The sequence below is a fragment of the Microbacterium sp. NPDC028030 genome, assembly GCF_040637855.1.
Lineage (GTDB): Bacteria > Actinomycetota > Actinomycetes > Actinomycetales > Microbacteriaceae > Microbacterium.
The window spans coordinates 55826-74321 of record NZ_JBEZXF010000002.1 but is presented as its reverse complement, the minus strand read 5'-3'; the positions used below and the strand labels follow the sequence as shown (position 1 = coordinate 74321).

19 protein-coding genes are annotated in these 18496 nt (G+C 67.9%); all 19 read right to left on the bottom strand.

What is annotated here, in order from left to right:
* Positions 1 to 34 precede the first annotated feature (34 nt).
* Positions 35 to 955, bottom strand: coding sequence for an RluA family pseudouridine synthase (locus AB0E56_RS09170; protein ID WP_359800025.1), 921 nt, complete (start codon positions 953 to 955; stop codon positions 35 to 37).
* A 2-nt stretch (positions 956 to 957) separates the two neighbouring features.
* Entirely contained in the window at positions 958 to 1638 is a 681-nt protein-coding gene (gene lspA, locus AB0E56_RS09165; RefSeq protein WP_359798370.1) for a signal peptidase II, read from the bottom strand.
* A 9-nt stretch (positions 1639 to 1647) separates the two neighbouring features.
* A complete protein-coding gene (locus tag AB0E56_RS09160) occupies positions 1648 to 2247 on the bottom strand; it encodes a DivIVA domain-containing protein (RefSeq protein WP_359798369.1) in 600 nt (199 codons plus the stop codon).
* Positions 2248 to 2428: 181 nt separating this feature from the next.
* The gene (locus AB0E56_RS09155) at positions 2429 to 2728 is read right to left on the bottom strand and encodes a YggT family protein (protein WP_183150292.1); all 300 of its coding nucleotides are present in this window, start codon (positions 2726 to 2728) and stop codon (positions 2429 to 2431) included.
* A 3-nt stretch (positions 2729 to 2731) separates the two neighbouring features.
* A complete protein-coding gene (sepF, locus tag AB0E56_RS09150; RefSeq protein WP_131491280.1) occupies positions 2732 to 3205 on the bottom strand; it encodes a cell division protein SepF in 474 nt (157 codons plus the stop codon).
* A 43-nt stretch (positions 3206 to 3248) separates the two neighbouring features.
* On the bottom strand, positions 3249 to 3956 hold the full coding sequence (locus AB0E56_RS09145; protein ID WP_359798368.1) for a YggS family pyridoxal phosphate-dependent enzyme: 708 nt from the start codon (positions 3954 to 3956) through the stop codon (positions 3249 to 3251).
* A complete protein-coding gene (gene ftsZ / locus AB0E56_RS09140) occupies positions 3953 to 5095 on the bottom strand; it encodes a cell division protein FtsZ (protein ID WP_359798366.1) in 1143 nt (380 codons plus the stop codon). The genes AB0E56_RS09145 and ftsZ overlap by 4 nt, the downstream gene beginning before the upstream one ends.
* Before the next feature lie 186 nt (positions 5096 to 5281).
* A complete protein-coding gene (locus AB0E56_RS09135) occupies positions 5282 to 6217 on the bottom strand; it encodes an FtsQ-type POTRA domain-containing protein (protein WP_359798365.1) in 936 nt (311 codons plus the stop codon).
* Positions 6218 to 6220: 3 nt separating this feature from the next.
* Positions 6221 to 7621, bottom strand: a complete 1401-nt coding sequence (murC, locus tag AB0E56_RS09130; protein ID WP_359798364.1) for a UDP-N-acetylmuramate--L-alanine ligase — start codon at positions 7619 to 7621, stop codon at positions 6221 to 6223.
* Between the two features lie 7 nt (positions 7622 to 7628).
* Positions 7629 to 8738: a UDP-N-acetylglucosamine--N-acetylmuramyl-(pentapeptide) pyrophosphoryl-undecaprenol N-acetylglucosamine transferase gene (locus tag AB0E56_RS09125; protein ID WP_359798362.1), complete on the bottom strand. Its 1110-nt coding sequence runs from the start codon at positions 8736 to 8738 to the stop codon at positions 7629 to 7631.
* Positions 8735 to 9940 carry a putative lipid II flippase FtsW gene (gene ftsW, locus AB0E56_RS09120; RefSeq protein ID WP_359798361.1) on the bottom strand — a complete coding sequence of 402 codons (1206 nt, stop codon included), beginning with the start codon at positions 9938 to 9940 and terminating at the stop codon, positions 8735 to 8737. The genes AB0E56_RS09125 and ftsW overlap by 4 nt, the downstream gene beginning before the upstream one ends.
* Positions 9909 to 11444, bottom strand: a complete 1536-nt coding sequence (gene murD / locus AB0E56_RS09115; protein ID WP_359798359.1) for a UDP-N-acetylmuramoyl-L-alanine--D-glutamate ligase — start codon at positions 11442 to 11444, stop codon at positions 9909 to 9911. The genes ftsW and murD overlap by 32 nt, the downstream gene beginning before the upstream one ends.
* On the bottom strand, positions 11434 to 12540 hold the full coding sequence (gene mraY / locus AB0E56_RS09110; RefSeq protein ID WP_359798358.1) for a phospho-N-acetylmuramoyl-pentapeptide-transferase: 1107 nt from the start codon (positions 12538 to 12540) through the stop codon (positions 11434 to 11436). Before mraY ends, murD begins: the two co-directional genes overlap by 11 nt.
* Positions 12537 to 13949 (bottom strand): UDP-N-acetylmuramoyl-tripeptide--D-alanyl-D-alanine ligase, encoded by a 1413-nt coding sequence (gene murF / locus AB0E56_RS09105; protein ID WP_359798357.1) that lies wholly within the window; start codon positions 13947 to 13949, stop codon positions 12537 to 12539. The genes mraY and murF overlap by 4 nt, the downstream gene beginning before the upstream one ends.
* A gap of 27 nt (positions 13950 to 13976) precedes the next feature.
* Complete coding sequence (locus AB0E56_RS09100) at positions 13977 to 15755, bottom strand: penicillin-binding protein 2 (RefSeq protein ID WP_359798356.1); 1779 nt, start codon at positions 15753 to 15755, stop codon at positions 13977 to 13979.
* 27 nt (positions 15756 to 15782) lie between these two features.
* Positions 15783 to 16343 (bottom strand): hypothetical protein, encoded by a 561-nt coding sequence (locus AB0E56_RS09095; protein WP_359798355.1) that lies wholly within the window; start codon positions 16341 to 16343, stop codon positions 15783 to 15785.
* A complete protein-coding gene (gene rsmH, locus AB0E56_RS09090) occupies positions 16340 to 17278 on the bottom strand; it encodes a 16S rRNA (cytosine(1402)-N(4))-methyltransferase RsmH (protein WP_359798353.1) in 939 nt (312 codons plus the stop codon). Before rsmH ends, AB0E56_RS09095 begins: the two co-directional genes overlap by 4 nt.
* Before the next feature lie 103 nt (positions 17279 to 17381).
* Positions 17382 to 17813, bottom strand: a complete 432-nt coding sequence (gene mraZ / locus AB0E56_RS09085) for a division/cell wall cluster transcriptional repressor MraZ (RefSeq protein ID WP_017830220.1) — start codon at positions 17811 to 17813, stop codon at positions 17382 to 17384.
* Positions 17814 to 18065: 252 nt separating this feature from the next.
* Positions 18066 to 18440: a DUF3040 domain-containing protein gene (locus AB0E56_RS09080; RefSeq protein ID WP_359798351.1), complete on the bottom strand. Its 375-nt coding sequence runs from the start codon at positions 18438 to 18440 to the stop codon at positions 18066 to 18068.
* Positions 18441 to 18496 lie beyond the last annotated feature (56 nt).

The following is an 18496-nucleotide window of genomic DNA, read 5'->3' as shown; positions in this document are numbered from 1 at the left end:
GCATATCGCCGACACCGCATGTGGGCGTGTCGGCTCAGTCGCCGCGCAGCACGTCGAGCGCGTGTTGGAAGTCGTCGGGATACGGGGACTCGAACTGCACCCAGTCGCCCGTCGTCGGGTGGGCGAAGGCCAGCTGATGCGCGTGCAACCACTGGCGGGTGAGCCCGAGGCGCGCGGACATCGTGGGGTCGGCGCCGTACAGGGGGTCTCCCACGCACGGGTGCCGGTGTGCGGCCATGTGCACCCGGATCTGGTGCGTACGTCCGGTCTCGAGGTGGATCTCCAGCAGCGACGCACCGGGAAAGGCCTCGAGGGTCTCGTAGTGCGTGACCGAGGGCTTCCCGTCGGGGACGACGGCGAACTTCCACGAGTGGTTCGGGTGCCGCCCGATCGGCGCGTCGATCGTCCCGGCCAGCGGATCGGGATGCCCCTGCACGACGGCGTGGTAGATCTTCTCGACCGTGCGGTCCTTGAAGGCCTGCTTGAGGACCGTGTACGCGTGCTCGGACTTCGCCACGACCATGAGGCCGCTCGTGCCCACGTCGAGTCGGTGCACCACACCCTGACGCTCCGCGGCGCCGCTGGTCGACACGCGGAAGCCGGCCGCGGCGAGGGCGCCGACCACCGTCGGACCCTCCCACCCGACCGAGGGGTGCGCCGCCACCCCGGTGGGTTTGTCCACCACGATGATGTCGTCGTCGTCGTACACGACGCCCAGCTCCGGCACCGCGATCGGGACGATCTTGGGCGCCTCCTTGGGCTGCCATTCGACGTCGAGCCAGCCTCCGCCGCGAAGACGATCCGACTTGTCGAGGGTCACTCCGTCGAGCCGCACTCCCCCGGCTGCCGCCACGTCTGCCGCGAAGGTCCGGGAGAACCCCATGAGCTTCGCCAGCGCGGCATCCACCCGCGTGCCGTCCAAGCCGTCGGGAACCGGCAACGATCGGGACTCCACGTTCAACGGCCTCCTGCTGCGGATCCCGCACCCTCCGGAGGCGAGTCGTCTCCCCCGATGCGGTCGGTCGCGTCGGCCTGAGCGTCCACGAACTCCGCGTCGGCCTCGGTCGCGACCACGGCGGCTTCAGCGGCGGCCTCCGCCTCCTCATCCGTCTCGACCACGACGTGATCGCGTTCGCGCGTGCCGTCGAATCGCAGTCCGAAGACCACGAGCAACGCCACCGAGATCATGCCGGTGACGATGAAGATGTCGGCCACGTTGAAGATCGCCGGCATCATCCACGGCATCGAGATCATGTCGACGACGTGGCCCACCGGGAACCCGGGCTCGCGGAGGAGGCGATCGGTGAGGTTGCCGAGCACCCCACCGAGCAGGCAGCCGAGCACGACGGCCCACAGCCGGGACTTCAGACCGAAGGCCTTCCAGATGATCACGGAGGCGACGACGGCCAGAGCGATCGTGAAGATCCAGGTCACCTCGGAGCCGAGCGAGAACGCCGCACCGGGGTTTCGCACGTAGTACAGCTGAAGGAACTCACCGAGCACGGGAACCGGAACCTGAAGCGGGAGGTTCTCGATCGTGAGGTACTTCACAAACTGATCGGCGGCCAGCACGAGCGCTGCGAGAATCGCAACGATCGCACCGGCCGCCGACCGACGAAGGGGACGGCGTCCTGACAAGAGGGCGCCTTACAGACCGATCGCGGAGACGGGCGTGGAGTCCGTCGACGCCGACTTCTCGTCGAGGTCGCGGAGCTGGCCCTCGATGTAGCCACGCAGCTGCGAACGGTAGTCGCGCTCGAAGTTGCGCAGCTCGGTGATGCGAGCCTCGAGCGTGTTGCGCTCGCGTTCGAGACGAGCGGTCTCCTCGCGCTGCTTGGCCTCGGCCTCGGTACGGATGCGGGCGACCTCGGCCTCGGCCTCGGTGATGAGCTGGTTGCGCTTCGCCTCGCCCTCGGCGACGTGCTCGTCGTGCAGACGCTGCGCGAGCTCGATGATGCCGGCGGTCGCGGTCGCGGAGCCGGTCGGAGCGGGCTCGGCGGGCGCCTCGGCGACGGGGGCCGGAGCCTCGGTCGCGGCGGGCGCGGCCGCAGGTGCTGCAGCCTCGGGCGTCTCGCCGGACTCGTACGCGGCCAGCTTGGCCTTCAGCTCGACGTTCTCTTCGAGAGCCTTGCGCCACTCGATGACGATCTCGTCGAGGAAGTCGTCGACCTCGTCCGGGTCGAAGCCATCCTTGAACCGGACGTGCTGGAACTGCTTGGTGACGACGTCATCCGGGGTAAGTGCCATGAGTGGCTCCTCTTTCGATGAGTACGAATGCCAGTATCGATGTATGGCGTGGTCGTGATGTGGCGCGAACCCGGGGCGCGCACCTGGGTGCCAGCATAGCCCCCGCGCCTCGGCGTCGCGATGTCACGACACCCAGACTGCACGAACTCGACCGGCGGATTCCGGGCGTTTCGCCGGGACTTCAGCGGATGAACAGTCGCGCGACGTTCATGAGGATCAGGACGACCAGCAGGGTGAGCGTGAAGCCGAAGTCGAGCGACAACGAGCCGATCCGCAGTGGCGGGATGATCCGCCGGAAGAACCGGATAGGCGGATCGGTGACGGTGTAGACGGCCTCAGCGGCGACCAGCCCGAAACCCTTCGGCCGCCATTCCCGATTGAACATCGGGATGTAGTCGAGGATCAGGCGCGCGAAGAGCACGAAGATGTACAGCAGCAGCACCAGGTGGATGATGCTCGCGATGACCGAGACCAGCTGCACGGCTTACGACTGGTCGAAGCCCGCAGACTCAGCGTCTGCGTGTGCGATGCCCCCATGGCCGGACACAGCGATGTTCTCGGGCGAGAGCAGGAAGACCTTCGAGGTCACGCGCTCGATGCGGCCGTACAGCCCGAGGGAGAGACCACTCGCGAAGTCGATGAGTCGGCGCGCGTCGGCGTCGCTCATCTGGGAGAGGTTGATGATGACGGGGACGCCCTCGCGGAAGCTCTCCGCGATCAGCTGCGCGTCGCGGTACTGCTTCGGGTGGACTGTGAGGATCTCGTTCACGGCTCCTGCAGAGGGCTGGCGGACGGCGACAGGGCGACGCAACGGCGTGACGGGCGCCGGTGCAGGCTCCTCACGTTCACGGTCGCGCTCACGGTGGGCGCGGGCCGGAGCCTGCGTCTCTTCTTCGTAGACCTCTTCCTCATCGGCGAGGCCGAGATACACCATGGTCTTCTTCAGCGGGTTACCCATCGTGTCCTCCGGTTCGAACGTTTCGGGCTGGTCTTTTCACAGGTTAACCCCGGTCGGGCCGAGGGCCTGTGATTGCGGAGCCGATCCGCAGGTGTGTCGCGCCGACGGCGATGGCCTCGACGAAGTCTCCGGTCATACCGGCAGAGATCCACTGCGCGGACGGGTCGATCGTCCTGACCTCGTCGGCCAGTTCCCGCAGACGCGCGAAGGCGGCGGCAGGTTCCTCATCCAGAGGCGCGACGGCCATCACACCGCGCAGACGCAACGAAGGCAGTGACAGGACGTGTTCGGCGAGGCCGAGCACCGCGGAGGGTTCGGCTCCTCCGCGGCCGGGATCCTGCGTGAGGTTGACCTGGACGAGCACGTCGAGCACATCGTCGCCTGTCGCCGCTCGGTGCAGCGCGTCGGCGAACCGTGCGCGGTCGACGGAGTGCACGACATCGGCGCTGCGCCGGATCGCCCCCGCCTTGTTCGTCTGCCCCTGGCCGATGAAGTGCCAGGTCATGTCGAGGGCGGCCAGTTCCGCCTGCTTCGCCGAGAGCTCCTGCTGGCGGTTCTCCCCCACCTCTCTGACGCCGAGGGCGCGCAGATCACGCACGAGCGACGCCGGGTGGAACTTCGTCACCACGATGCGGGTGATGTCTTCCGGCGCCCTGCCCGCGGCTCGCGCGGCGACGGCGATGCGCTCGTCGATCGCCGTCAGCCGCGCGGCGAGATCGGTCGACCCCGCCCCGCCGACCGGAGAGGTCACTTCAGGAATTCGGGGATGTCGATGTCGTCATCCGCGAAGGCCGGCTCGATGCTGGTGGTCGGCACGCGCTGCTGCGCGGGCTCGGCCGGGGCGGTCTCGTTCTTCGCCTCGTCCTCCTCAGGCAGCGCCACCTCGGGAAGGGTCGCCGCGGAGGGCCGCGACACGACCATCGGGTCCAGACGCAGAGAGGGCTCCCCGCCGTCGAAGCCTGCCGCGATCACGGTGACACGCACCTCGTCGCCGAGGGTGTCGTCGATGACCGTACCGAAGATGATGTTCGCCTCCGGGTGAGCCGCTTCCTTGACGAGGTCGGCGGCATCGTGGATCTCGAAGATGCCGAGGTTGGATCCACCCTGGATGGAGAGGAGAACCCCGTGCGCGCCTTCGATGGACGCTTCGAGGAGCGGCGACTCCACGGCGAGCTCGGCGGCCTTGATCGCGCGATCCGCGCCACGCGCCGATCCGATGCCCATGAGTGCGGAACCCGCTCCCTGCATGACCGACTTCACGTCGGCGAAGTCGAGGTTGATCAGACCGGGCGTCGTGATGAGGTCCGTGATGCCCTGGACACCGGCGAGGAGGACCTGGTCGGCGGTGGCGAAGGCCTCGATCATGGAGATGCCGCGGTCGCTGATCTCGAGGAGGCGGTCGTTCGGCACCACGATGAGCGTGTCGACCTCTTCCTTCAGCTTGGCGACGCCGGCTTCCGCCTGGCTCTGGCGACGACGACCTTCGAACGAGAACGGCTTGGTCACGACACCGATGGTGAGGGCCCCGATGGACTTCGCGATGCGAGCCACGACGGGAGCGCCACCCGTTCCGGTGCCACCACCTTCACCGGCGGTCACGAAGACCATGTCTGCTCCGGTGAGGGCCTGCTCGATCTCCTCGGCGTGATCCTCCGCAGCGCGGCGACCCACCTCGGGATCGGCCCCGGCTCCGAGGCCGCGCGTGAGCTCCCGGCCCACGTCGAGCTTCACGTCGGCGTCGCTCATGAGCAGCGCCTGCGCGTCGGTGTTGACCGCGATGAACTCGACTCCGCGGAGACCGAGATCGATCATGCGGTTCACGGCGTTGACGCCGCCACCGCCGACGCCGACGACCTTGATCACGGCGAGGTAGTTCTGGTTCTGGCTCATGGCCGGCCTCCGATTATTCGAGCCTGGAACGGGTGAACCTTAAACCTCAACTAGAGGTGTAAAGTATTTCCCGGTATTGCGTTCTCTTTGATCGAAGGTAAGCGCCGCCTGCCTGCGCGCGCGCAATCACATGGGCGTGTCGCGCCATTCCCCGAGAAACCCGGCGGCGACCGTCACCGAAAGGCGTCAGCCGACGACCGCGACGTCGGGGGAGGTCACGTCGATCGATGCCGCATCCGGGTTCTTGACCATCGCAGCCGAGAGTGTGAGCGCCTTGAGCGCCGATTCCTCCGCACTCCCCCAGACCACCGTCATCCCGGTGCCGAGGGTCAACGTGACGTCGTCCGGCGTCGTCGCCCTCACCCCGCTGAGCGTCGCGCGGATGTCATCGGGCAGCGAGCGCACCACGAGTCCGGCACTCCGGAACGCCTTCGAGTCGACACCGCCGTCGATGTCGATCAACGGCTGCCCCGCGGGCTGCTCCGCCGTCGTGGAGAGGGCCACCCCTGCCGCATCGACAAGCGTGTACCCCGCGCTCGAACGGATCACTCCGACGGGGGTGCGCTCGACGATCCGCACCGTCAGGTCGTGGGGCGGACGCGCTTCGAGCGCGTATGTCTCGATGAGCGGGAACGCGAGCAATGAGGCTTTCACCTCGCTGGTGTCGACGAGGGCCAGCGGCGTGCCGAGTTGATCGCTCAAAGCCGCCTCGACCGCGGCGGGATCGAGGCTCGCCGCTCCCACCACCGTGATCTTCTGCACGGCGAACAACGGGCTGTAGGCCGCGGCGACGCTTCCGCCGATCAGGAGCACGACGGCCCCGATGCCGCTGAGCCAGACGATCCTGCGTCGGCGGGATCTCTGGGTGAAGCGGCGGATCTCCGAGCGCAGGGCCTTGCGTCTGGCCCGAGCCGCGCGCCAGACATCCCTGGTCGACGTCGGTGGCGTGCCGTCGGGCGAGGCCGCATCCGTGGGCGAGCCGTCGGCGACCGCGTCGTCCCGCGTGGCGCTCTGGAGCGTGGGGACGTCGTCCGCCGCCCCGGCGCCGCGTCGGGCCGGACGCGTCACCTCCGGCGCGGCCTCCTTCTCCGGGTTGTTCGGAAGCGGTGCAGGCCGACGCATCGACTACGCCTCGTCGGTCCGGCGCAGCGACTCCAGAACCTGCGGAATGATCTGGTAGACGTTCCCGCACCCGAGCGTGACGACGTAGTCCCCGTCGCGTGCGACGGTGGCCGTGTAGTCGGCCGCGTCCTGCCAGTCGGCGACGTAGTGCACGTGCGACGGGTCGCGGAAAGCACCGCTCACGAGTTCGCCCGTGACACCGGGGACCGGGTCTTCGCGTGCGCCGTAGACATCGAGCATCACGGTGTGATCCGCGAACTGCTCGAGGACGTCGGCGAACTCCTGGTACATGTGCTGCGTGCGCGAGTAGGTGTGCGGCTGCTGGATCGCGATGATCCGCCCCGAACCCGCGATGCTGCGCATGGCTTCGAGCGCGGCCCGCACCTCGGTCGGGTGGTGGGAGTAGTCGTCGTACACCGTCACGCCGCGTTCGATGCCGTGCTGCTCGAGGCGGCGCACCGTCCCGGCGAATCCTTCGACCGCTCGGACGGCGTCGGCGAGCGGGTAGCCCAGTGCACGGAGCACCGCGACCGCTCCCGCGGCATTGATCGCGTTGTGGACCCCTGGCACGGCGAGTTGCATGCGCACCTGCTCCGCCCCGTGACTGATGGTCGCCGCGACAGGACCGGCCGCGACGATGTCGGTCACGCGCACATCCGCGTCCTCCGCCTCGCCGAATGTCAGCACACGGGGGTGGGAGAGCCCGGCGCCGACCCTGAGGGCTCCGGCGTCGTCGCTCGAGATGACGACGGCCTCGGAAGCGGCATCGGCGAACCGAACGAACGCGTCGTGGAAGGCCTCATCCGAGCCGTAGTGATCGAGGTGGTCGGGATCGACGTTGGTGATCAGCGCGACCGCGGTGTCGTACAGCAGGAACGTGCCGTCGGACTCGTCGGCCTCGACGACGAACAGGTCGCCGGAACCCGTGGCGCTCGAGGTCCCGAGCTGCTCGATGACCCCACCGTTGACGAAATGCGGGTCGGCGCCGAGCTCGCGCAGCGCCGTGACGATCATGCCGGTCGAGGTGGTCTTGCCGTGTGCTCCGGCGACCGACACGAGTCGACGGGTGCCGATCAGCCAATGCAGCGCCTGGGAGCGGTGGATCACGTGCAGGCCCTTGGCCTTCGCCGTCACGAACTCGGGGTTCTCGGGCCAGATGGCACCGGTGTGCACGACCGTGTCGGCGTCGCCGAGGTACGCCGCGTCATGACCGACATGCACTGTCGCGCCGGCCGCGGCCAGCGCGCGCAGGTTGTCGCTGTCGGCGCGGTCGCTGCCGGAGACGCGGATGCCCGCATCGAGGAACATCTTGGCGAGACCGCTCATGCCGGAGCCGCCGATGCCGATGAAGTGTGCGGAGGTGATCGTCTCGGGTATGGGGAGGGAGAGGTCGGGTCTGATCATGTCCGCTTCAGTCTACTTTTCGTTCCGTCGAGGCGATCGCACCGGCGGGACCCAGCGCACGGTCGATCAACGAGATCACATTCGCGGTGCCGTTGCGGGTCCCCGCGGTCTCAGCTGCCGCGGCCATCCGATCGATCCGTTCCCGGTCTCCCAGCAGAGGGATCACGATCCGCCGAACGGCATCGCCGTCGAAGGAAGCATCATCGAGGAGCCGAGCGGCTCCCGCGGCCACCGCAGAGGCCGCGTTCAGACGCTGTTCGCCGTTGCCGACCGAGTACGGCACATAGAGAGCGGGGATACCCAGAGCACTGACCTCGCTCACCGTCGCCGACCCCGACCGCGAGACGATGAGGTCAGCGAGCGCGAAGGCGAGGTCCATGCGGTCGACGTAGCGCCGCAGGGCATATCCCTCGACGCCAGGATCGGGAAGGTCGCTGCGCTCGCCGGTCACGTGCAGCAGTTGCCATCCGGCTCCCAGGACATCGCGCCAGGAATCCGCGAAAGCGTCGTTGAGCCGTTGCGCGCCGAGCGAGCCGCCGAACACGAGCAGGACGGGGCGATCCGCGTCGAGGCCGAAGTAGGCCGCGGCCTCGGCCCGCGTCGCTGCGCGATCGAGCGTGATCACCTCCTGGCGCAACGGCATGCCGACGACCTCGCTGCCACGCAACGGCGTGCCCTCGAACGCGACGCCGACGCCGGCGGCACGGCGGGCGCCGAGGACGTTGGCGAGCCCGGGCTTGGCGTTGGCCTCGTGCACCACGAACGGCACGCCCTCACGACGGGCGGCAACATAAGCGGGCGCCGAGGCGTACCCGCCGAAGCCCACGACCACATCGACATCGTGGGCGCGGATGTGCGCACGCACCTGCGATATGGCGCGGCGGAACTTCAGCGGGAAAGCAGCAGCCTGCCGGTTCGGGCGGCGGGGGAAGGGGACCTTGTCGACGATGAGCAGTTCGTATCCACGCGCGGGGACGAGTCGAGACTCCAGTCCCTCTGCCGTGCCGAGTACGAGCACAGCCGCATCGGCGTCACGTTCGCGCAGGGCATCGGCGACGGCGAGCAGGGGGTTCACATGGCCGGCGGTGCCACCGCCGGCGAGGAGATACGAAGTCACCTGGTGACCCTACCCCGGCCGCCTGACTGCTTCTCGGCCACGGGGATCGTGCGTGCGAAGGCGAGCAGGACACCGCAGGCGATGAGCACGGCGAGCAGGGCCGTACCTCCCTGGGACATGAAGGGAAGAGGCACGCCCATCACCGGGAAGACACCGATGACGACGCCGATGTTCAGGACGGCCTGACCGACGATCCACACCGTGATGCCACCGGCGGCGACGCGGATGAAGGCGTCCGGCGTCTTCCGGATGATGTGGAAGGCGCCCACCGTGAAGAACGTGAACAGTGCGAGCACGACGATGCACCCGATGAGTCCGAGTTCCTCGCCGACGATCGCGAAGATGAAGTCGTTTCCCGCAGCAGGCAGCCACCCGTACTTCTCCTGCGAGTTGCCCAGGCCCAGTCCGAAGATGCCCCCGGACGCCATACCCCAGATGCCGTGGATCGACTGGTAGCAGTCGGTGTCGTACAGGGCCATGTTGTCGCAGGTCGCCGTGATGCGACGCATCCGATCCTGGCTGGACAGCGCGTAGGCGAGCACCGCGACGATGCCGAGCACCACCGGGATGATGAACAGTCGAAGCTTGACCCCGGAGAAGAAGAGACACCCGAGCAGGATGAGCACCAGCACCATCGCGGTGCCGAGGTCCTTGCCCGCGAGCACGGTTCCGATCGCCAGAGCGCCGACGGGGATCACGGGGATGAAGACGTGGTGCCAGGTGCCCAGCATCGCCTGCTTGCGCAGCAGCACGGCCGCGATCCACAGGGCGAGGGCGAGCTTGAGGAACTCGGAGGGCTGGAGGGTGAAGCCCGCGATCTGGATCCAGTTCCGGTTTCCGCCGTCCGCGATGCCCAAGGGCGTGAACACGAGCAGCTGCAGGGCGACGGCCCCGAACAGCGCCGGCCATGCCATCTTCTTGAGGAACGCGAGAGGCATGCGGCTGATCAGGAACATGAGCGGGACCCCGAGCAGGGCGAACACCCCCTGGCGGAGGACACCGCCCATCGGGTCGCTGCCGCTCGCCACGGCGGTCGCGCTGGTGGCGGACAGCACCATCACCAGACCGAAGAGCGTCAGCAGCAGGGCGGTGGACGCGATCAGGAGGAACTCGGTCGACACCGGCGTGAACCGGCGGCCGAGCGACACTCGGGCGGCGAGTCCGCCGGACTCAGAACGCGGAGGGCGGGACACCTGCGTCATCGGCGCTCCCCCGGTCTATCCAATTCCGCACCGCCTCCGCGAAGCGATGCCCTCGATCCGCGTAACCGGTGAACTGGTCGAACGACGCCGCAGCCGGGGCCAGCAGGACTGTTCCCTCGCCTTCGACGATCCTCGACGCGATCTCCACGACCCGGACCATGACCTGATCAGTCTCGCCAGCATCGACCTCGAACACGGGTACCTTCGGCGCGTGTCGCTGGAATGCCGCGACCACTTCGGTGCGATCGACGCCGATCACGACCGCTGCTCGTGCCGTCGTGCCCACATCGGCGACCAGATCGGCGATGTCGACGCCCTTGAGATCTCCGCCAACGACCCACACCGCACCGGGGTAGGCGCGCAACGACGAGGCGGCGGCGTGCGGGTTCGTCGCCTTCGAGTCATCGACCCAGGTGATGCCGCCGTGCCGGGCGATGACCTGGATACGGTGCGCGTCGAGGTGGAACGACTGCAGCGCGTCGTGGATCGCCTCCGGCTCGACACCGAGCGATCGTGCCAGAGCACTCGCGGCGAGGATGTTCTGCACGATGTGCGGAGCCGCGAGACCTGCCTCGTCGAGAGCCGCGACGGTGGTGAGTTCGAGGGCACTGCGCGCACGGTCGTCGAGGAACGCACGATCGACCACGAGCCCCTCGACGATGCCCAGGTCGCTGGGGCCGGGGATGCCGAGATCGAAGCCGATCGCCCTGGCCCCCTCGACGACCTCCGCCTCCTCGACCATGAGCCGGGTGGCTTCGTCGGCCTTGTTGTACACGCAGGCGATCCGGGTGTTGCGGTACACGACCGCCTTGGCATCGCGATAGGCCTGTGCGCTGCCATGCCAGACCAGATGATCATCGGCGAGGTTGAGACACACGGCCGCGTACGGGAACAGCTCTCCCTCGGGCCGAGACTGACCGAGGTACCAGAGCTGATGGCTCGAGAGCTCGACCACCAGGACGTCGAAGCCTGCGGGGTCGCGTACGGCGTCGAGCACCGGGACCCCGATGTTCCCGCAGGGCGCGGCCCGGAGTCCCCCCTCGACGAGCAGTGTCGCGGTGAGTTGAGTCGTGGTCGTCTTGCCGTTCGTCCCGGTGATGAGCACCCAGTCGGCAGGCGTGCCGTCGGCACGGAGGACCTTGTCTCGCACCCGCCACGCGAGCTCCACATCACCCCAGATCGGAACCTCGGAATCCTGGGCCCAACGGATGATCGGATGCGACGGCGAGAAGCCGGGCGATGCGATCACCACCTCGGGGTCGAAGGCCACCAGCGCGGTCGGGACGGTGGCGAGGGGACCGAGTTCGAGCCGGGCACCGATCACGGGGACGAGACGCCCGTACTCCTCCTCGGCGGACTCGCTGAACACGAACACTTCGGCGCCGAGCTCGGCGAGCGTGTCGGCCGCGGAGAAGCCGGTCATCGACAGTCCGAGCACCGCGACTTTGAGCCCGCGCCAGTCGGCGTGCCAGCTGGTCAGCCCGGCGATGCGCTCAGTCGACACGGGTGAGCCATTCGACGTAGAAGAGACCGACGGCCGAGACCGCAAGCAGGCCCGCGATGATCCACATGCGCACGACGATCGTGACCTCGGACCAGCCGCGCATCTCGAGGTGATGGTGGAACGGACTCATGAGGAAGAGCCGCTTGCCACGGGTGAGCTTGAAGTAGGCCCGCTGCAGGATGACGGAGCCGGACGAGAGCACGAAGACACCGGCGATCACGAGCAGGAGCAGTTCGGTGCGGGTGAGGATCGCCATGGCGGTGATGACGCCGCCGATGGCCATCGAGCCGACGTCGCCCATGAACACCTTCGCCTTGGGGGCGTTCCACCAGAGGAAGCCGATGAGGCTCGCCGCGAACGACGCCGCGATGATGGCGAGGTTGAACGGGTCGCGGACCTCGTAGCATCCACCGAGCGCGTCGGGGTCACCTCCGATGCACGGCTGCTTGAACTGCCAGAAGGCGATCACGCTGTACGCACCGACGACGATGACTCCGGCGCCCGCAGCGAGGCCGTCGAGCCCGTCCGTCAGGTTCACGCTGTTCGACGTGGCGACGCCGATGATGGAGATCCAGACGAGGTAGAGGATCCACCCGAGCACGATGCCGAAGGCGAACAGGTTGAGCCAGGTGATGTCGCGGAACAGCGAGATCGCGGGGCTCGCCGGCAGCTGTCCCCACTGGTTGGGGAAGTTCAGGGCGACGATGCCGAAGGGGATGACGACCACCAACTGGCCGATCACCTTGCGCCAGCCGGACAAGCCGAGGCTGCGCTGGCTGCGGACCTTCATGTAGTCGTCGATGAATCCCACGGCGCCGAAGCCGACCATCAGCCAGATCACCAGGATCGCCGAGAGTGCCGGCACCTCGCCGCTGACGTAGACGCCCGTGAAGTAGCCCACGATCGAGCCGACGATGAAGATCACGCCGCCCATCGTCGGAGTGCCGCGCTTCGCCTCGTGGCTCGGGTTGTGGACGGACTCGGGAGTGCGGATGACCTGCCCCCAGCCCCACTTCCGGAAGAGTCGGAGGAAGACGGGAGTCAGGAACAGGGTGAAGGCGAGCGAGATCGCCGCCGCCATGATGAGTGACCTCACGAGAACAATTCTCCCAGACGATCGCCGAGATGCCTGAGGCCCACGGAATTGGATGACTTCACGAGCACGCGGTCGCCGTCGCGGAGTTCGCCTCGGAGGTACTCGAACGCCGCATCCTGATCGGGCAGATGCACGGCCTCGCTGTCCCACGACCCTTCGCCCACAGCCGCCAGATACAGCCGACGCGCCTCAGGACCCACGACGACGATGCGCCGGATGTTGAGCCGCACGGCGAGCAGACCGATCCGGTCATGCTCCTCCCCCGCGCTCTCCCCCAGCTCGCTCATCGCACCAAGGACCGCGACCGTGCGCTCGTCGGGACCGGAGATCTGCGCGAGCGTTCGCAGGGCCGCCGCCATCGAATCGGGGCTCGCGTTGTAGGCGTCGTTGATGATCCGGACGCGGTCGTTGCCGAGGGGCTGCATCCGCCACCGCTCCGCGATCTCCACCGTCTCCAGGCGCGCGACCGCCTCTGCGGGCGCGACCCCGAGCACGAGCGCGGCGGCGATCGCCGCCAAGGCGTTGGTGACATGATGCGCGCCCAGCACCTGCAGTCGCAGCGGCAACCGCTGATCCGCGACCTCGATGGTGCACGACGTACCGGCAGCCGAGACAGTGATGTCGGAGGCCCGCACCGCGGCGGCGGAGCTCTGTCCGAAACCGACGACGTTCAGTCCGCGGGCGGTCGCGATCTCCTGCATCGCAGACACGCGGGGGTCGTCGACGTTGAGCACGGCTGTGCCGGGCACGCGTGCCGCCGAGACGAGCTCGGACTTCGCCTTCGCGGTCGCCTCGATTCCGCCGAAGCCTCCCGCGTGCGCCATGCCGACCATCAGCACGACGGCGACGTCCGGCTCGACGAGGCCTGCAAGGTGTGCGATGCTCCCCGGACCCGCCGCCCCGAACTCGCTCACGAGGTAGCGGGTGCTCTCGGTGACCCGGAGCATGGTGACGGGAGCGCCGACCTCGTTGTTGTAGGACTTCACCGGGGCGACGGTCTCGCCCTCGTCCTGCAGGATGCGCGCCAGGAAGTTCTTGGTGGTGGTCTTGCCGTTCGATCCGGTGATGCCGATGATGCGCAGGTCGCCACGGGCCCGGACGCGGCCGACCACTTCGCGGGCGAGATCGGCGAGTGCCGCGACAGCGTCCGGGACGACGATCTGGCTCACGGGCACGTCGACGACGTGCTCGACGATGGCCAGCACCGCCCCCGCCTCGACCGCGGGGCCGACGAAGCGATGCCCGTCGGTCTCCGCGCCGGGCTTCGCCACGAAGATCGATCCGGAGACCATCGAGCGAGAGTCGGTGTCGACGAGGCCGTCCACGACGGTCTCGGCCGAATCCTCTCCGGCAACACGCAGATCACCGCCGACTGCGGCGGTGATCTCAGCGAGCGTCAGGGCGATCATTTCATCTCCATGCGCGGCTCACGCCGACTATCCGAACTTGGGAAGGAGCTCGTCCATCGGGACAGAGGACGGCATCACGCGATAGGTCTTCATCACCTGCGTCATCGCCTTCTGGAAGGCGGATGCGGTGGCCGCGGACGATACAACCTTAGTCGGCTCGTCGAGGGTGACCACGACGACGTACTGCGGGTCGTCAACCGGAGCGAACCCCACCATGCTCGTGTAATACACCCCGGCCTTGTAGCCGCCGTTCCCGTCCGACACCTGCGCCGTACCGGTCTTGCTGGTCACGCGGTAGCCGGGAACCTGGATGCGATCGGCGTTGCCGCCCTGGACCGCCACGTTCTCGAGCATCCGAGTGAGCTCGGCCGCCGTCTGCTCCTTGATGATCTGCTCGTGCTTCGGCTTCTCGGGCGTCGCGACCGTGCCGTCCTCGGCCGTGCAGGATTCCACCAGCGACAGGTCGATCTTCTCGCCGCGGTTCGCGATCGCCTGATATGCGCCGGCGAGCTGCGCCGCGGTGACCGAGTAGTACTGGCCGAAGGTCGTGGTGTACAGCGACTGGCTGTCCCACTCGCTGACGGGGTGCAGCAGACCGCCGACCTCCGAGGGGAAGTCGATCGTCTTCTGTCCCACGCCGAAGCGCTGCAGATAGTCGTATCGCACCTCGGGGCTCACCATGGTGCCGAACTTCGACAGCGCGACATTCGACGAGTCGATCAGTCCGCCGGCGAGGGTGTAGTTGTATGCGGGGTGGGTGAACGCGTCGTTGATGACGGCGCCGTTGGGGAAGGTCTCGCGCGATGCGGCGCTGACCGTGCTGAGCGGGGTCAGTCCTGCGCCTTCGATCGCGGCCGCGGCGGTGATCGCCTTGAAGGTCGATCCGGGCTCGAAGTCCTTGTGGAAGATCTGGCTGTATCGCGTCTCGGGTGTCGACGAATCGAGGTCGTTGGGGTCGAGGGACGGCCATTCCGCTGCCGCCCTGATCTTGCCCGTCTTCACGTCGACGACCGTCACAGTGCCGCCCTTGGCCCCCTGCTTCTGCGCCTCTTCGCCGATCATCTGCTGCAGGTACCACTGCAGGTCGCTGTTGAGGGTCAGCTGCACCGAACCGCCGTTGACGGCCGGCACGGTGCGTTCGCTGCCGGGGATCACGACGCCGTTGGCTCCGGTGCGATAGGACTCCTCGCCGTCGGTCGGCGCGAGGCATCCTTCGCCCAACTGCTCGATCCCGGCCTGCGCTGCACCCGAGCTGTCGAGGAATCCGAGGATGTTCCCGGCGACCGCACCGTTCGGGTAGACGCGGGTCTCCCGGCCCTCCATGTGCAGGTAGGCGAGGTTGTTCTCGCGCTTCAGGTCGCGCAGCTCGATGTACTGCTCGGTGGTGAGGGACTTCTTGAGCGGGGCGTACTGACTCTGCGAATCCTTCGCGAGTGCATCGCTGACGAGCGCGCGGACCTCGTCGCCCGTCTGCCCGGTGATGGCAGCGATCTTGTCGGCGGCTTCAGCCCAGGGCAGTCGAGGATCGTTCTCCTCGAGCTGCATGATCACCTTCGGACTGAGCTGCGCGTCGTAGACCATCACGCTCGATGCCAGAACGGTGCCGCCCGAGTCGACGATCGAGCCCCGCTGTCCCGAGATCGTCTCACCGACGCCGATCTTGGTCAGCGACTGCGAGACGTGCTCGTCGGCGCTCACGACCTGGATGTCGACCAGTCGCACCACGAAGGCCGCCAGCACGGAAAGGATGACCGCGAGGGCGACGACGGTGCGTCGCCGCGGACCGCGGGTGGCTCGTGTCGTCATGGGATCTCTCCGTCGATCGTGTTCGGCTCAGTGGGTGGAAGGACTCGGAAGCCCGTCGGTGATGGCAGGCGGGAGCTCTTGGTTCGACTGTCCGGTCGTCCCCTCGTCGGTCGTGGTCTCCGCGGGCGGAGGCTCGACGATCAAGGAGTTGCTCACGGCGCCGGCGCCGACGGGGTTCACGGTCGACGTCCCGTCCGCACCCGCGCCGGTGCCGAACACGGCGCCGTCGCTGAGGCGCAGGTACGACGGCGACCCGGCCACCACCATCCCGAGACCTGCGGCGCTGCTCGCGAGCACCTGCGGCGAACTGAGTCCGGTGAGCTCCTCTTGGAGCGCATGCGTGCGCAGGTCCAGTTCGCGCTGCTGGGAGGAGAGCCCGGCAAGGGTGAAGGAGTCCTGCGTGATCGCGAGCGACAGCCCGACCTGCGCAGCGCCGATCGCCAGCGCACCGGCCAGCGCGACGAGCGCGTAGGCGAGCTTGGGCTTGCGACGGACGGCCGGGCGGGTGACGGGCTGCAGACGCCGCTGCGGCTCGCGTGTCGGGGCGACCGGCTGTGCCGGCTTCCGTACGACGGCATTCAGACTCATGCGCTCTCCCGCAGTTTCTCGGCGGCGCGCAGACGCACCGGGATGGCGCGCGGGTTGCGCGCGCGCTCGTCGTCACCGGCGAGTTCCGCGCCCTTGGTCAGGATGCGGAACCGGGGAGCGTGCTCGGGGAGCTCGACGGGGAGCCCGGCGGGCGCGGTCGAGGCGGCGGCCGCCGCGAACGCCTGCTTGACCAGACGATCCTCGAGCGACTGGTACGACATCACCACGATGCGCCCGCCCACCGCGAGAGCGTCCATCGCGGAGGGGATCGCGTCGGCGAGAACATTGAGTTCGGCATTCACCTCGATGCGGAGTGCCTGGAACACGCGCTTCGCCGGGTGGCCGGCGCGCTGTGCGGCGGCGGGCGTCGCGGCGATGAGGATCTCGACCAGTTCTCCCGAGCGGGTGATCGGCTGGCTCTGGCGCGCGTCGACGATGAAGCGCGCGTACCGACCCGCGAGCTTCTCTTCGCCGTAGCGCTCGAAGATGCGTCGCAGATTGCCCTCGCTGTATGTCGCGATCACGTCGGCGGCGGTGACGCCCTTCGTCTGGTCCATCCGCATGTCGAGCGGAGCATCCTTCGAGTAGGCGAATCCCCGCTCGGCCTCATCGAGCTGAAGGGAGGAGACGCCGAGGTCGAAGAGGACCCCTGCCGCGCCCTGCGCATGCAGCCCGATCTCGTCGTACACGGCGTGGACCAGGGTGATGCGGTCGCGGAAGCGGGCGAGCCGCTCCCCCGCGATGCGCAGCGCGTCGGTGTCGCGATCGAGTCCGATCAAGCGGATGTTCGGGAAGCGCTCCAGCAGTGCCTCCGAATGTCCGCCCATGCCGAGAGTGGCATCCACGAGCACCGCTTCGTCCGCGTGGAGGGCGGGGGCGAGCAGCTCGACACAGCGGTCGAGCAGGACGGGGGTGTGGATGTCGCGGAGGTTCATGATCTTTCTCGGGGGTGACCGTGGGCTCTGATCCCCCTCCGCTTCTCGACCCGGCACCGGGGAAGTGTGTCGGGGCGGGAGCGGCGGGGCATCACAGCCACGGTCAGAAGAGTCCCGGAATCACCTCCTGCTCGAGGTCGGAGTAGGTCTCCTCACCGGCGGCGAGGTAGGCGTTCCAGCTCTCGGCATCCCAGATCTCGGCGTGCGCGCCGACTCCGGTGACGATGAGCTCCTTCTGCAGGCCCGCGTACTGGCGAAGGTGCGCGGGAATGGTGATGCGGTTCTGACTGTCGGGCATCTCCGCACTCGCACCGGAGAGGAACAGACGCATGAAGTCACGCGCCTGCTTGTTCGCGAGCGGCGCCTGACGGATCCGCTCGTGCATCGCCTCGAACTCGGCCGTGCTGAAGACGTAGAGGCACCGCTCCTGGCCTCGGGTGACGACGATGCCGCCGCCGAGGTCTTCACGGAACTTCGCGGGGAGGATGACCCGTCCCTTGTCGTCCAGCTTCGGAGAATGCGTACCCAGCAACATCGGCCATCACCCCCTCTGCGTCCGGCCAACTCGAGGTTGCGCCCCACTTTACTCCACTTTCCTCCACTTACCTACGACCAATCCCGCGAGAATGCGGGGGTACGCCGATGGGCGCTTCCAGAAACCGCGGAAATCCGCGGTGGAGCGTGGTGGAGGCCCAGTGGAGGGAATCTGGCGGTCAGTGCGACGAGGGTTAACGACAGAAGCCCGGATGCTCAGCATCCGGGCTTCTGTCGTGAAGTTCTGTGGGGATCAGTGTCCGTCTTGGCGTCGGTCCCATCGGTCGTTCATGCGATCCATGAACGAGGCGGATTCCTGACGCTTGGCCGTGGAACGCTCACGGGGCTCCGTGGGGCTCGATCGTCGCACCGGCGTGACGGCGACCATGACACCACCGAGCATCGCCGCGAAACCGATGACGCCGACCACGATGCCCCAGACGCCCCCGAGGATCACACCGGCCACGAGGCCGCCGACCCCGGCGAGCAGGAGCAGAGCACCGTAGACGAGATTTCGGTAGCTCAATGCGCGATCACCTGACGGCGCGCTGACGACGTCGGCATCATTGTGAAGGAGATGGCGTTCCATCTCATCGAGCAGACGCTGCTCCTGTTCGGAGAGTGGCATTTCGTCCCCCTCGGGTATCGTGCCTTCCAGTGTACGCGCGCCGGGGCGTCCGGGGC

What these genes read in the sequence shown, in the direction of transcription:
- AB0E56_RS09095 (WP_359798355.1), bottom strand. Translation starts at nt 16,343, where the DNA reads ATGAGTCTGAATGCCGTCGTACGGAAGCCGGCACAGCCGGTCGCCCCG.
- mraZ (WP_017830220.1), bottom strand. Translation starts at nt 17,813, where the DNA reads ATGTTGCTGGGTACGCATTCTCCGAAGCTGGACGACAAGGGACGGGTC.
- ftsW (WP_359798361.1), bottom strand. Translation starts at nt 9,940, where the DNA reads ATGACGCAGGTGTCCCGCCCTCCGCGTTCTGAGTCCGGCGGACTCGCC.
- AB0E56_RS09080 (WP_359798351.1), bottom strand. Translation starts at nt 18,440, where the DNA reads ATGCCACTCTCCGAACAGGAGCAGCGTCTGCTCGATGAGATGGAACGC.
- murF (WP_359798357.1), bottom strand. Translation starts at nt 13,949, where the DNA reads ATGATCGCCCTGACGCTCGCTGAGATCACCGCCGCAGTCGGCGGTGAT.
- rsmH (WP_359798353.1), bottom strand. Translation starts at nt 17,278, where the DNA reads ATGAACCTCCGCGACATCCACACCCCCGTCCTGCTCGACCGCTGTGTC.
- AB0E56_RS09135 (WP_359798365.1), bottom strand. Translation starts at nt 6,217, where the DNA reads ATGCGTCGGCCTGCACCGCTTCCGAACAACCCGGAGAAGGAGGCCGCG.
- AB0E56_RS09160 (WP_359798369.1), bottom strand. Translation starts at nt 2,247, where the DNA reads ATGGCACTTACCCCGGATGACGTCGTCACCAAGCAGTTCCAGCACGTC.
- sepF (WP_131491280.1), bottom strand. Translation starts at nt 3,205, where the DNA reads ATGGGTAACCCGCTGAAGAAGACCATGGTGTATCTCGGCCTCGCCGAT.
- AB0E56_RS09100 (WP_359798356.1), bottom strand. Translation starts at nt 15,755, where the DNA reads ATGACGACACGAGCCACCCGCGGTCCGCGGCGACGCACCGTCGTCGCC.
- ftsZ (WP_359798366.1), bottom strand. Translation starts at nt 5,095, where the DNA reads ATGAGCCAGAACCAGAACTACCTCGCCGTGATCAAGGTCGTCGGCGTC.
- murC (WP_359798364.1), bottom strand. Translation starts at nt 7,621, where the DNA reads ATGATCAGACCCGACCTCTCCCTCCCCATACCCGAGACGATCACCTCC.